Origin of the sequence: Kribbella polygonati, assembly GCF_050320105.1 — a bacterium.
Lineage (GTDB): Bacteria > Actinomycetota > Actinomycetes > Propionibacteriales > Kribbellaceae > Kribbella.
In genome coordinates this window covers 4280148-4291912 of sequence record NZ_CP190129.1, presented here as the reverse complement: position 1 = coordinate 4291912, position 11765 = coordinate 4280148, and the positions used below count along the sequence as shown (strand labels likewise).

Sequence of the window (11765 nt, the reverse complement as noted above, 5' to 3'; positions counted from 1 at the left end):
GGTCCGCATGGGGAAGCCGTCCGGTGTGGTGACGATGGCCGATGTGGCGCGGTTCGCCGGGGTCTCGACGATGACGGTGTCGAACGTGATCAACGGCCGGCCGCGGGTCGGCCCGGAGACCCGGGAGCGGGTGCTCGCGGCGATCGGCGAGCTCGGGTACCAGGTCAACCTGGCCGCCCGGCACCTCCGCGCCGGGCGCACCGGCGTCGTCGGTCTCGCCGTACCGGAGCTGGAACGCCCGTACTTCGCGCAGCTCGCCGGGCGGCTGGCGGACCGCTTCGAGGCGCACGACCTGCGGATCGTGACCGAGCGGACCGGCGCCAGCCGGGAGGGGGAGCTGGCGGCGGTCGCGTTCTCCCGGCTCCGGATGTACGACGGCTTGATCCTGAGCGTGGTCGACATCGACCCGGCCGAACTCGGCCAGCTCCGCACCGACGCGCCGGTGGTGATGATCGGCGAGCGTGCGCTGCCGTCCCGGTTCGACCACGTGATGATGGACAACGTCGACGGCGCCCGCCAGGCCGTGGCGCACCTGCTCGCGCACGGCGCCCGCCGGATCGCGATGATCGGCGGCGACCCGGGCGGTACCGCGACCATGCCCGCGCTGCGCGCCGAGGGGTACCTGCGCGCGCACGCCGAGGCCGGCGTACCGGTCGATCCGGACCTGAACACGCGCTGCTCGTTCGGCCTGCGGGACGGGTACGACGCGATCCAGGGGCTGCGCGATCGCGGGATCGGCTTCGACGCCGTGTTCGGGCTGACCGACGTGGTGGCGATGGGGGCGTTGCGGGCGCTCGCCGACGCCGGGCTGCGGGTGCCGGACGACGTCCAGGTGATCGGCTTCGACGACATCGACGAGTCGGCGTACCTGGTTCCGGCGCTGTCCACGGTCAACCCGGGGCACGAGGAGATGGCGGACGCGATCACGTCGCTGCTGACCGCCCAGCTCGCCGGTGCCGGGAGCGTCGAGCCGCGGGAAGTCGTCGTACCGGCGCGGCTTGTCCTCCGCGGCACCACGAGCTGAGTTCGGCACGGAGTAGGTATATCGATAAACAACCGGATCGGGCAAGGCCTCGGGGCCCGGCCCGATCCGGTCGTCATGCGGCCAGTAGCTTGGCGATCTCCGTGAGTTGCTCGTCCCGCAGCGGTCCGTGGGTCGTCGCGGCCGCGTTCTCCTCGGCCTGCGCGACCGTCCGGAACCCGGGGATCGGGATCGTCCGCGGGCTCCGCGCCCACAGCCAGGCCAGCGCGCCCTGCGCCAGTGTCCGCCCGTCGCTCTGCAGCACGTCGCGGATCGCCGACACCTTGTCCCACCACTCCGGGGCCGGTACGCCGCCTTCGCCGAAGTACCGCAGCCAGGACGGTGGGAGCGTGCGGATGTCGGCACCGGTCGCCGGGCGGCTCGCGTCCCGGCGGCCGAGCAGGCCCATGCCGAGCGGGGTCCGGTTGATGCTCGCGAGGTTCTCGCGGTCGCAGAGCGCGAAGAGCTCCGGTGCGTCGTGCAGCACACTCGCCTCGTGCTGGACCGCCGCGCAGTGCTTGCCCTGGGCAAACAGTTCGGCGCTGTGCGGGGTGTCGGTGCTCCACGCGTAGGCCCGGATCAAGCCTTCCCGCACCAGTTCCTCGCAGGCTTCCCGGAGCGGCAGCGCGATCTCGTCGGTGGTGTCGAAATGCAGCTGATAGAGGTCGAGGTAGTCGGTGCCGAGGCGGTCGAGCGAGGCCCGGACGGCTTTGGATACGTATTCAGGCGTGCCGTCCTGGTGGTGCATGATCCGGGTCGACTCGTCGAACGTGTTGCCCCACTTGGTCGCGATCACCACCTGGTCGCGGATCCCGGCCAGCGCCCGGCCCAGTACCCGCTCGCTGTGGCCGGCGCCGTACACGTCCGCGGTGTCGAAGAACGTGACGCCGAGGTCGACCGCCCGGCGGATCGCCCGGACCGACTCCGCGTCGTCGACCTCGCCCCAGCCGAGCGGCTCGCCGGCCGGGTTCGCGAACGGCCCGCCGATCGCCCAGCAGCCGAATCCGAGCGGGCTGACCGCGATTCCTGAACGTCCCAACGTGCGCATCTCCATGCCGTCCAGCCAACAGGTCTCGCGGTACCGCCGTCCAATGAATCTTTTGCCCGCAGTTGATGCGCTCGACGTATGTAACGAAACCGAGGGCTTTACCTACCAACCACTGTTAGGTAACCTTCCTAACAATTCTGCTCCGCGCCCCCGGAGGTATCTCATGAGATTGCGCCTGCTCGCGCTGGTGCTCCCCGTCGGTCTGGTCGCCGCCCTCGGTGCGGCCGCCGCCGATGCCCGAACCACGGCCGACGCCCTGCTCTCGCAGGGCAGACCGGTCCTCGCCTCGACCGTCGAGGACGGCACCCTGACCGCCGCCAAGGCCGTCGACGGCAGTACGACGACCCGCTGGGCCAGCGTCGAAGGCGCCGACCCGCAGTGGCTCCGCGTCGACCTCGGCCAGGCGTCGTCGATCAACCGCGTCAAGCTGAACTGGGAGGCCGCGTACGCGAAGGCGTACCGGATCGAGGTCTCCGACGACGGCACCAACTTCACGACCGTCAAGGAGGTTGCCGATGGCAACGGCACCACCGACGACCTGACCGGCCTGCAGGGCCACGGCCGGTACGTCCGGCTGGTCGGCACCCAGCGCGCCACGTCGTACGGCTACTCGCTCTGGGAGCTCGAGGTGTACGGCGTCACCGACTCCACCGGTGACACCCAGGCGCCGACGGTCCCGACCGGCCTGAAGAGTACGGCGGCCACCGCGACCTCGGTCGCGCTCAGCTGGACCGCCTCGACCGACAACGTCGGCGTCAGCCAGTACGACGTACTGCGCGACGGCAAGGTCGTCGCGTCGACGGCGGGTACGACGTACAACGACACCGGGCTGACCGCGAACACGGCGTACAAGTACACGGTCCGCGCCCGCGACCTGGCCGGGAACACGTCCGCGGAGAGTACGGCGATCACCGTGACGACCGGCACCGGCGGGACCGGCGGGTTCGTGCTCGCGGCGGCCGGCGACATCGCGGACCGGTGCACCGCGTCGGACTCGAGCTGCGTCCACCCGAAGACCGCGAAGCTCGTCGAGGCGATCAACCCGGCTGCGGTGATCACGATGGGCGACAACCAGTACGACGACGCGCACCTGTCGGACTTCCAGAAGTACTACGCGAAGACGTGGGGGAAGTTCAAGAACATCACGCACCCGATCCCGGGCAACCACGAGACGTACGACAACACGCCGTACGAGGGGTACCACCAGTACTTCGGGTCGATCGCGACGCCGCAGGGGAAGAACTACTACAGCTGGGAGATGGGCAACTGGCACTTCATCGCACTCGACTCCAACGACTTCGTCAAGGAGGAGGGGCTGAAGGAGCCGGCGCAGCTCACCTGGCTGAAGCAGGACCTCGCGAAGAACACGAAGGGCTGCATCGCGGCGTACTACCACCACCCACGCCTCAGCTCCGGTGACCACGGCGACAACCCGGACGCCGATCCGCTCTGGAAGACGCTGGTATCGGCCAAGACGGACCTGATCCTGAACGGTCACGACCACCACTACGAGCGGTTCTACCCGCAGAACGCCGACGGCAAGAAGGACGCCGCCGGCCCGGTGCAGATCATCGGCGGGATGGGCGGCGCGCCGCTGTACCCGATCAAGGCCGCGCATCCCGCGACCGCCAAGCTGATCTCGGACTTCGGGGTGCTGAAGCTGTCGATGACCGACAGTACGTTCGCCACCCAGCTGATCGGGCTCGACGGCAAGGTCCTGGACAGCAGCCCGACGTACAGCTGCCACTGATGTACCTCGCGTCCGTCGGCCCGCTCCGGACACCATTGCGCCGGGTCCCGGGGAATGTCGTTGCCTTGGGCATCGTCAGCCTGGTGACCGACATTTCCGCCGAGATGGTGACCGCGATCCTGCCGTTGTACCTGGTCTTCGGGCTCGGGCTGAACCCGCTGCAGTTCGGCCTCCTCGACGGCCTGTACGCCGGAGCAACCGCGGTACTGCGGCTGGTCGGCGGACACGTGGCCGACCGCTGGCGACGGCTCAAAACCGTCGCCGGCGTCGGCTACGCCCTCTCCGCGATCTCCAAACTGGGCTTCCTGGCGGCCGGCTCCACCGTCCCCGCCATCGGCGCCGTCCTGGCCGTCGACCGCGCCGGCAAAGGCATCCGCACCGCCCCCCGCGACGCCCTCATCTCCCTCAGCAGCGACCCCGCCACCCTGGGCCGCTCCTTCGGCGTCCACCGAGCCCTCGACACCATCGGCGCCTTCCTGGGCCCCCTGGCAGCCACCCTCGTCCTCTGGACCAGCCTCAACAACTACAACGCCATCTTCATAACCAGCTTCTCCCTAGCCACCTGCGCCGTCCTCCTCCTCACCACCTTCGTCCGCGACCACACCCCCAAACCAGCCGACCACACCACCTCCAAAGCAGAAGCTGCAAACCTGCCACACGTCCGTGCGGGCGAGAGCAGGTCGGGTGCTGGTCCGGGTGGGTGCACACCAGACGGGGCTGTTGGTGGGAGCGCGCGGGGTGGTGTTGTAGGCGTGGGGGCGCCGGGTGGTGGTGTTGGTGGGTGCACGCCAGGTGGGGCTGTTGGCGGGAGTGCGCCGGGTGGTGTGGGTGGGTGCACACGAGACGGGGCTGTTGTTGGGAGCGCGCCCGGTAGGGGTGTGGGTGGGAGGAGGCGAGCCGCGGTCGGTCCGCAGGCCGGCCCAGAGCTTCGGCCCGACCCACAGCGTCGGCGCAAGCTGCGGCTTTGGCCCAACCGAAGGCGAAGGCCGGTTGACGGCCTCCCCGGCCACAGCTCGGCCGCAGCCCAACCCGAGCCAGGCTTGGCTGCCGGCCGGTGTGGGGAGGTGGGAAAGGGTTCTGTTCTCGGGCTGTTGCGGGATGCGGACTTCCGGAGGTGTTGCATCTGGGCGGCTGCGCTCGGGCTGTTCACGATTACCGACTCGTTTGTCTACCTCGCCGTGCAGCGCAGGTGGGACATCGGGACGAGTCTGTTTCCGCTCCTCCCGCTGGGGACTGCCGGCACGTTCCTCCTGCTGGCGATTCCGCTCGGCCGTTTGGGGGACCGGGTCGGACGATGGAAGGTGTTCCTCGGTGGGCACCTGGCGCTCATCGTCGCGCTCCTCCTCGTCAGCGGACCAGTCGGCACCTGGTGGCTGGTACTCGCGCTCCACGGCGCCTTCTACGCCGCCACCGACGGCGTACTCCCCGCCGCCGTCGGCCCCCTCCTCCCGGAAAACCTCCGCGCGAGCGGTCTCGCCGTACTCCAAACCGGCCAGGCCCTGGCCCGCATGGCAGCAGCCGTCGGCGTCGGTCTGCTCTGGACGCTCTGGGACCTCCGCCCCGCCCTCCTCGCGATCACCGTCGCGCTCCTCGCCGTCACGATCGCCGCCGCGATCTTCAAACCCCTGGAGGTACGCCGATGACCCGCCGCCTGCTCGGCACCGCGATCGGGATCCTCGTCCTGCTGGCCGGCGCGATCGTGTACGTCGCCCACGCCCGCAGCGGCGGCGCCGCGGAGAACGCCGTACCGGTCGTCACGGGGCAACCGATGCGGCTCGACGGGCGGACGCTGTTCTTCCGCAACCTCGCCGACGGACCCGACCACGGCAAGCTCGCGGCCGTACCGCTCGCCGACCCGTCCGCCGCCCGCCGCGTCGGCGACCTGCACTGCGACCGGTTCGCGGCAGCCCACGGTACGGCGGTCTGCCTGCGCCTGAAGCCGTCCTCGCTGCCCCCGGAGACCGACCTGATCGTCCTCGACGCGAACCTCCGCGAACTCCACCGCGACACCCTCCCCGGTACGCCGAGCCGCGCGCGGGTCTCGCCGGACGGGCGGTTCGTGAACTGGACGATGTTCGTCACCGGCGACTCGTACGCCGCCACCGGCTTCTCGACCCGCACCGGCCTGTACGAGGTGCCGACCGGCCGGCTGGTGAAGACGGTCGAGGAGCTGGCGGTGTTCGTGAACGGCAAGCGGTACTTCGCCTCGGACGTGAACTACTGGGGTATCACGTTCGGTGCCGACGGCAACCGTTTCTACCTGACCATGGCCAGCAAGGGGAAGACGTACCTGATCGAGGCCGACTACCGCGAGTACCGCGGCACCGCGATTGCCGAGAACGTCGAATGCCCCTCGCTGTCGCCGGACGGCCGCCGAATCGCCTACAAACAAAGGGTGTCCAACGGAGTCTGGCGGCTGGCCGTCCTGGACCTCGCGACCCGCCGCATCACCCACCCGCCCGAGACCCGCTCGATCGACGACCAGCCGGTCTGGCAGGGCAACGACACCCTGCTCTACCCGGTCCGCAACCCCGGGAACACCACCGACATCTGGTCCACCGGCCTCACCGGAACCCCGAAGCTCCTCGTCCCCATGGCCACCAGCCCGTCGTTCAGCTGAACCGAAGAACGGGTAATACCACCCGAAATCGCCGTTCCGCCAGGCGTGCCCCGCCTGGCGGAACCCGAACCGGACGACCACTACCCGTTCTTCGGTACGCCCGTCGCACGCTCGGCCAGCGCGCGGTTCATCGCGTCGAACTGAGGCTTGATGGTGTTCTTCAGCCACGACTGCGTGAACGGCACCGCGGCGCCGGTGAACTTCTCCTCCTGGACCAGACGGGTGCGACCGCCGGGGAGCGGCGTGAGGCGGAACGAGTGCTCGCCGTCGAAGATCGCTCCGGGCGGGACCTTGCCGATCCAGCGGAGTTCCTGGTTCGGGACGACCGCGAGCAGGGTCGGGTCGAACTTGGTCTCGCTGCCCTTGGTGTCGCGGAGCACGTTGACGATGGTTCCGCCGACCTTCAGGTCGCCGGTGGACGAGGTGATGAACGGGTTCCACTCCGGGTACGCCTGCCGGTCGGTGAGCACCTGCCAGACCTGCTCGGGCGAGGCGTCGATGTCGAGCTCGGTGTGCAGCACGAACGGCCGGGCGACCGTGAAAACGGTCCAGCCCGCGAGCACCACGACAACGGTGCCCAGGACAACGAGGAACTTCTTCATGACTGCTCCGGTCCGAGGGTGCTGAGCACCAGCGCCCTCACGTAGGCGGGATCGATCGGCTCGCCGGTGACGAGGAGCCGGTAGTACAGCGCGCCGACCAACTGGTCGACGAGGATGCGCGGATCGGCGTAGGCGGGCAGCTGCCCGTCCACCTGCGCCTGCGCGATGGCTGCGGAGACGGCGGCGTGCCGGTGCGCCCAGAGCTCGCGGACGCCGACGCCGACGCGCGGCTCGCGGGCGGCCGCGGCCACCAGGTCGGCGACCAGCGTGGTCGGGATCGCGTCCAGCGCGGCGGCGATCCCCGCGACGAACTCGCCGAGGTCATGGCGCGGATCGCCGGTCGGGTCGAACGGTACGGCGCTGGTCAGCTCGGTGATCATCGCCATCACCAGCTCGGCCTTGCTCGGCCAGCGCCGGTAGATCGTGGTCTTCGCGACGCCGGCGCGTTCGGCGACCCGGTCGACGGACATCCCGTCGTACCCGCGGGCCCGCATCTCGGCCATCGCGGCGTCGAGGACCTTGGCCTCGACCCCGGTGTCGCGTGGGCGTCCGCGCGGGACCATGTGCCGCCTCCTTTATCGCTACTGCGGTGTCGAAAAGAACCGTAGCAGCATTTACGCAACTGCGGTAGCGGAAATAAACGCTGCCAGTCTTTGTCAGGTATGGCTGTCACCGTTGGTGGGTGACTTCGCGGACCCGGTTGCTGCTGCCTGCAACGTTCATCACCTCCCTTGGGAACAACATCCAGCTGCTCGGCGCTGCCCTGCTGCTGGTCCGCGCGCAGGGGTCGATGCTCGACGTCGGGTGGTTGTTCATCGCCGTCGCGGTCCCGCAGGCGGTGCTCTCGCCGTACTTCGGCCGGCTCGCGGACCGGTTCGACCGGCGGCGGCTGTGGGTGGTGTGCGACGTGCTGAGTGCTGGTACGGCGCTCGCGTTGCCGGTCGGGCTCGCGCTGGGGGTAGCGCAGCAGCCGCTCGTCTACGCGACCAACTTCGCGCTCGCGGTGATCGCGGCGCAGTTCACCCCTGCCAGTGCCGCCCTCATCCGTGAACGCGTCCCCGCGGACCGCCTGCGGCAGTTCAACGCCCACTACGAGATAGCCCTCCAGTCCGGCATGCTCCTCTCCGCTGCGGCCGGTGGCGTAGCTCTCCAGTACTTCGGCCCCCAACCCCTGTTCGCCTTCAACGCAGGCACCTTCGCCCTCTCGGCGCTGCTGATAACTGCAGCAGGCCCGAAGCATGCACCCACCACCCCACCCGGCAACTCAGCCGTCACCCCACCCGTCGCCTCCGCCGCGACCCCCACCAGGGGCGCCGCGCCTGCCAGGGGTGCTGTGCCGGTCAGGGGTGCGGCGCCGTGCGGGGGTGCTGTGCCGGTCACGGGTGTTGCGTCGGCAGGTGGCGCCGCCCCCGCCGCGGGCGCCGTGCGGTCCGGGGGTGTTGCGTCGGCGGGTGGCGCCGTCTCCGCCAAGGGTGGTGCGCTCGCCGTGTTACGGGGACTTGTGGTTTTGCCGGCGGCTGGTTTGGGGCCGTTGGTGGTGTTGTTCGGGCAGGGGCTCGTTGTCGTGACGGTGTTCAATGCGTTGATGCCGGTGCTTGTGGTGGGGGAGTGGCATCGCGGGGCGAGTGTGCTCGGGCTGACCGATGCGTTGGGTGGGGTGGGGTTCTTGTTGGCGGCGGCGGTCTACCGGTGGTCGGGGAAGTGGTTGGGGGACGTACGGCTGGCGGTGGGTGGGTTCGTGGTTTGTAGCGGGCTGTTGGTGTTGCAGCCGCTCTTCGGTGTGCCCGCTCTGATGGGGCTCGTGCTGCTCGGGGCGTTCCTGTTCGGGCAGTCGCGGATCGCCACCCGGTCGCTCTTGATGACGTCCGTCGACGAGGATCGCGTCGGGCACGCGTTCGGCGTGGCCAACGGGTTCGGGCTCGCGGCCACCGTGGTGGTGATGCTGATCGCGTCGCTCGTCACCGGCCGCACCGACACCCGCTACGGGTTCGCCGTACTCGCGCTGATCGGCATCCTGTCCGCGGCCCTCGCCGGCGCCTGGATCGCGGCCGGCTCCCGCGCAAAAGTAACAGCACTTATATAAGTACTGTTATGATCTGCGCATGGAGGATCCCACTGAGCAGAGTCTGTGGCGGCCGTTGCACGAGCTGCTGACCCGGATGGACGGCGAGATCGGCCGGATCTACACCGACCGGGCGATCCAGGGCCTGAAGCCGACGTACGTCCGTGAGCTGCTCCAGCTGCATCTCAAGGGCCCGATGACGATCACCGAGCTGGCCGACGCGATCGGGCGTACGCACTCGGCACTCAGCCAGAAGGTGGCCGCGATGCGCACCGCCGGGCTGGTCCGGACGGTGCCGGGGACGGACGCGCGCAGCAAGCAGGTGACGCTGACCGCGAAGTCCAAGAAGCTCGTCGAGCTGCTGGCGGCCGAGTGGCGGGCGACCGAGGACGCGCTTGCCGAGCTCGAGGCCGAGCTGCCGTACCCGATGTCCCAGGTCGTCCGCGACGTCGAGGAAGCCCTTGCGCGGAAGAGCTTCCATGACCGGATCGCAGAGAAGCTGGGATGAAACTGCGGTGAAGAACGCGCTCATCGACCTCAGGCCGCTGAAAGTCCTGACGTACCGCCGGTTGTGGATCGGGCAGGTGCTGTCCGGGTTCGGTGGTCAGCTGACGTTCGTCGCGGTGATGTTCCAGGTCTGGGACCAGACGTCCAGCCCGGCGTGGACCGGCGCGGTCGGCCTCGCGCAGGCGCTGCCGTTGATCGTGCTCGGCCTGTTCGCGGGCACGCTCGTGGACCGGCTGGAGCGCCGCAGGATCTACCTCGTCACCACGATCGGCCAGTGGCTGGTCGCGACCGTGATGGCGAGCCAGCTGTTCTTCGGCCGGGTCCCGGTCGGCGTCCTGCTCGCGCTGATCGCCGTACAGGCCTCGTTCGGCGCGACCGCCGGACCGGTCGCGCGGACCGTACTCCCCAAGCTGCTGACCCGGGACCAGCTCGCGGCCGGGATCGCGCTCAACCGGATCGGGTTCCAGGGCGCGATGCTGCTCGGCCCGGCCCTGGGTGGCGTCATCATCGGCGCGTGGGGTGTCGGCGTCTGCTATCTCGTCGACGCGCTCAGTTTCCTCGCGGCGCTGTACGGCGTACTCGGCCTGCCGCGGATGCAGATCGAGACCACCGCGAAGCCGGGCCTGCGCGGCGTGTGGGACGGGCTGCGGTTCATCAGCGTGACGCCGGTGATCCGCGGCGCGCTGATCACCGACCTGGCGGCGACCGTGTTGTCGATGCCGGTCAGCCTCTTCCCGGTGATCAACGCGGAGCGGTTCGGGAACAACCCGCGGACGTTGGGGTTGTTCCTGACCGCGATCGCCGTCGGCGGGGTTGCCGCGTCGTTGTTCTCCGGTACGTTCACCCGGTTGCCGCGGCACGGGGTCGTGATGTTGTGCGGTTCGGCGGCGTGGGGGATCGCCCTGCTGTTGTTCGCGTTCTCGCCGGTGCCGTGGCTGGCGTTGGCGTGTCTCGCGATCGCCGGTGCCGCGGACACGGTGGCCGTCGTGTCCCGCAGTACGATCGTCCAGCTCCACACGCCGGCGGAGTTGCTCGGCCGGGTGAGTGCCGCCGAGCAGATCGTCGGCCAGGCAGGACCTGACCTCGGCAACCTTCGCGGCGGTGTGGTCGCGCAGCTGACCTCGCCGGTCGCGTCGCTGGCGTCCGGGGCGTTGCTGTGCGTCGCGGCCGTGGCAGCGGTGGCCGCGACCACCCCGGGGTTGTCAGCGAGCGACAGTACGGAAGCCGGCGTTGCCCATTGACGAGTCCGGCGTGTTCGACGAGCGGGCGGCGTTGCGGTAGCGGTTGCAGTACGAGTCGTGGCACAGGTACGAGCCGCCGCGCATCACCCGGGCGGCGCCGAGCGACGGGCCGGGCGGGTTCGCGGCGGGGGAGAACTTGTAGTACCGCGGGCCGAACCAGTCACCGCACCACTCCCACACGTTCCCGACCATCTGCCACAGGCCGTACCCGTTCGGTTCGAAGGTCCGCACCGGGGCGGTGGTGAGGAAGCCGTCCTCCTCGGTGTTCGTCCTCGGGAACTCGCCCTGCCAGATGTTGCACCGCCACCCTGAGTCGCTGTCGGCGATCAGCTCGTCGCCCCACGGGTACCGCTTGCCGTCCAGCCCGCCGCGGGCGGCGTACTCCCATTCGGCCTCGGTCGGCAGCCGCCGCCCGGCCCATTTGCAGTACGCCGTCGCGTCGTTCCAGCTCACGTGCACGACCGGGTGGTCCGCGAGCCCGTCCAGGTCGGACCGGGAGCCGCCCGGGTGCCGCCAGTCGGCGCCGCGGACGCCTGCCCACCACGGGGTCCCGGACGCCGGCCCCATCACCTCGTCCGGTGCGGCGGCGAGCGCGAGATGGAACACGGCGGAGTACCCGAAGGTCTCCGCCTCGGTCCGGTACCCGGTGGCGTCGACGAAGCGCGCGAAGTCCGCGTTGGTCACGCTGGTCGCGTCGATGCTGTACGGCGCGAGCTCGACCTGATGGACGGGCGTCTCGCCGTCACCGCTGTTCTCGTCGCCGTTGCTGTTCCCCATCGCGAACACGCCGCCACCGACCTCGACCTGCTCGATCCGATGCTCCCCGCGACCACCCACCACCGGCGGCGGCGCCGCGCTCCCCCCACGCGAGGGCGCACAGCAGGACGGATGCTCGTCGCTCATGCCGGTCAGTT

11 protein-coding genes are annotated in these 11765 nt (G+C 69.9%); 7 read left to right on the top strand and 4 right to left on the bottom strand.

What is annotated here, in order from left to right; translation table 11 throughout:
• The first annotated feature begins 7 nt into the window (after positions 1-7).
• Positions 8-1024, top strand: coding sequence for a LacI family DNA-binding transcriptional regulator (locus ACQHIV_RS20315; protein WP_427896277.1), 1017 nt, complete (start codon positions 8-10; stop codon positions 1022-1024).
• Between the two features lie 73 nt (positions 1025-1097).
• On the opposite strand, the gene ACQHIV_RS20310 is transcribed toward ACQHIV_RS20315, so the two are convergent.
• On the bottom strand, positions 1098-2069 hold the full coding sequence (locus ACQHIV_RS20310; RefSeq protein WP_427896530.1) for an aldo/keto reductase: 972 nt from the start codon (positions 2067-2069) through the stop codon (positions 1098-1100).
• 163 nt (positions 2070-2232) lie between these two features.
• On the opposite strand from ACQHIV_RS20310, the gene ACQHIV_RS20305 reads away from it, so the two are divergent.
• The 3 genes from ACQHIV_RS20305 to ACQHIV_RS20295 are packed head-to-tail and all read left to right on the top strand — an operon-like array spanning position 2233 to position 6439.
• Entirely contained in the window at positions 2233-3819 is a 1587-nt protein-coding gene (locus tag ACQHIV_RS20305; RefSeq protein WP_427896276.1) for a discoidin domain-containing protein, read from the top strand.
• Entirely contained in the window at positions 3819-5462 is a 1644-nt protein-coding gene (locus ACQHIV_RS20300; protein WP_427896275.1) for an MFS transporter, read from the top strand. Before ACQHIV_RS20305 ends, ACQHIV_RS20300 begins: the two co-directional genes overlap by 1 nt.
• Positions 5459-6439, top strand: coding sequence for a TolB family protein (locus ACQHIV_RS20295; protein ID WP_427896274.1), 981 nt, complete (start codon positions 5459-5461; stop codon positions 6437-6439). The genes ACQHIV_RS20300 and ACQHIV_RS20295 overlap by 4 nt, the downstream gene beginning before the upstream one ends.
• Before the next feature lie 80 nt (positions 6440-6519).
• Here ACQHIV_RS20295 and ACQHIV_RS20290 read toward each other — a convergent pair whose 3' ends face one another.
• Together ACQHIV_RS20290 and ACQHIV_RS20285 are read right to left on the bottom strand one after the other, a co-directional pair.
• Complete coding sequence (locus tag ACQHIV_RS20290) at positions 6520-7041, bottom strand: SRPBCC family protein (protein WP_427896273.1); 522 nt, start codon at positions 7039-7041, stop codon at positions 6520-6522.
• A complete protein-coding gene (locus ACQHIV_RS20285; protein WP_427896272.1) occupies positions 7038-7604 on the bottom strand; it encodes a TetR/AcrR family transcriptional regulator in 567 nt (188 codons plus the stop codon). Before ACQHIV_RS20285 ends, ACQHIV_RS20290 begins: the two co-directional genes overlap by 4 nt.
• A gap of 119 nt (positions 7605-7723) precedes the next feature.
• Between ACQHIV_RS20285 and ACQHIV_RS20280 the strand changes: the two genes are divergently transcribed.
• From ACQHIV_RS20280 to ACQHIV_RS20270, 3 genes are read left to right on the top strand one after another with little or no spacing between them, the layout of a single operon-like run.
• On the top strand, positions 7724-9124 hold the full coding sequence (locus ACQHIV_RS20280) for an MFS transporter (protein ID WP_427896271.1): 1401 nt from the start codon (positions 7724-7726) through the stop codon (positions 9122-9124).
• A gap of 19 nt (positions 9125-9143) precedes the next feature.
• Positions 9144-9611, top strand: coding sequence for a MarR family winged helix-turn-helix transcriptional regulator (locus ACQHIV_RS20275; RefSeq protein ID WP_427896270.1), 468 nt, complete (start codon positions 9144-9146; stop codon positions 9609-9611).
• 7 nt (positions 9612-9618) lie between these two features.
• Positions 9619-10851, top strand: coding sequence for an MFS transporter (locus ACQHIV_RS20270; RefSeq protein ID WP_427896269.1), 1233 nt, complete (start codon positions 9619-9621; stop codon positions 10849-10851).
• Here the strand turns inward: ACQHIV_RS20270 and ACQHIV_RS20265 are convergent.
• Entirely contained in the window at positions 10813-11754 is a 942-nt protein-coding gene (locus ACQHIV_RS20265) for a formylglycine-generating enzyme family protein (RefSeq protein WP_427896268.1), read from the bottom strand. The two genes, ACQHIV_RS20270 and ACQHIV_RS20265, sit on opposite strands and share 39 nt — an antisense overlap.
• Positions 11755-11765: the final 11 nt, after the last annotated feature.

What these genes read in the sequence shown, in the direction of transcription:
- ACQHIV_RS20305 (WP_427896276.1), top strand. Translation starts at nt 2,233, where the DNA reads ATGAGATTGCGCCTGCTCGCGCTGGTGCTCCCCGTCGGTCTGGTCGCC.
- ACQHIV_RS20310 (WP_427896530.1), bottom strand. Translation starts at nt 2,069, where the DNA reads ATGCGCACGTTGGGACGTTCAGGAATCGCGGTCAGCCCGCTCGGATTC.
- ACQHIV_RS20265 (WP_427896268.1), bottom strand. Translation starts at nt 11,754, where the DNA reads ATGAGCGACGAGCATCCGTCCTGCTGTGCGCCCTCGCGTGGGGGGAGC.
- ACQHIV_RS20295 (WP_427896274.1), top strand. Translation starts at nt 5,459, where the DNA reads ATGACCCGCCGCCTGCTCGGCACCGCGATCGGGATCCTCGTCCTGCTG.
- ACQHIV_RS20300 (WP_427896275.1), top strand. Translation starts at nt 3,819, where the DNA reads ATGTACCTCGCGTCCGTCGGCCCGCTCCGGACACCATTGCGCCGGGTC.
- ACQHIV_RS20285 (WP_427896272.1), bottom strand. Translation starts at nt 7,604, where the DNA reads ATGGTCCCGCGCGGACGCCCACGCGACACCGGGGTCGAGGCCAAGGTC.
- ACQHIV_RS20315 (WP_427896277.1), top strand. Translation starts at nt 8, where the DNA reads ATGGGGAAGCCGTCCGGTGTGGTGACGATGGCCGATGTGGCGCGGTTC.
- ACQHIV_RS20275 (WP_427896270.1), top strand. Translation starts at nt 9,144, where the DNA reads ATGGAGGATCCCACTGAGCAGAGTCTGTGGCGGCCGTTGCACGAGCTG.
- ACQHIV_RS20290 (WP_427896273.1), bottom strand. Translation starts at nt 7,041, where the DNA reads ATGAAGAAGTTCCTCGTTGTCCTGGGCACCGTTGTCGTGGTGCTCGCG.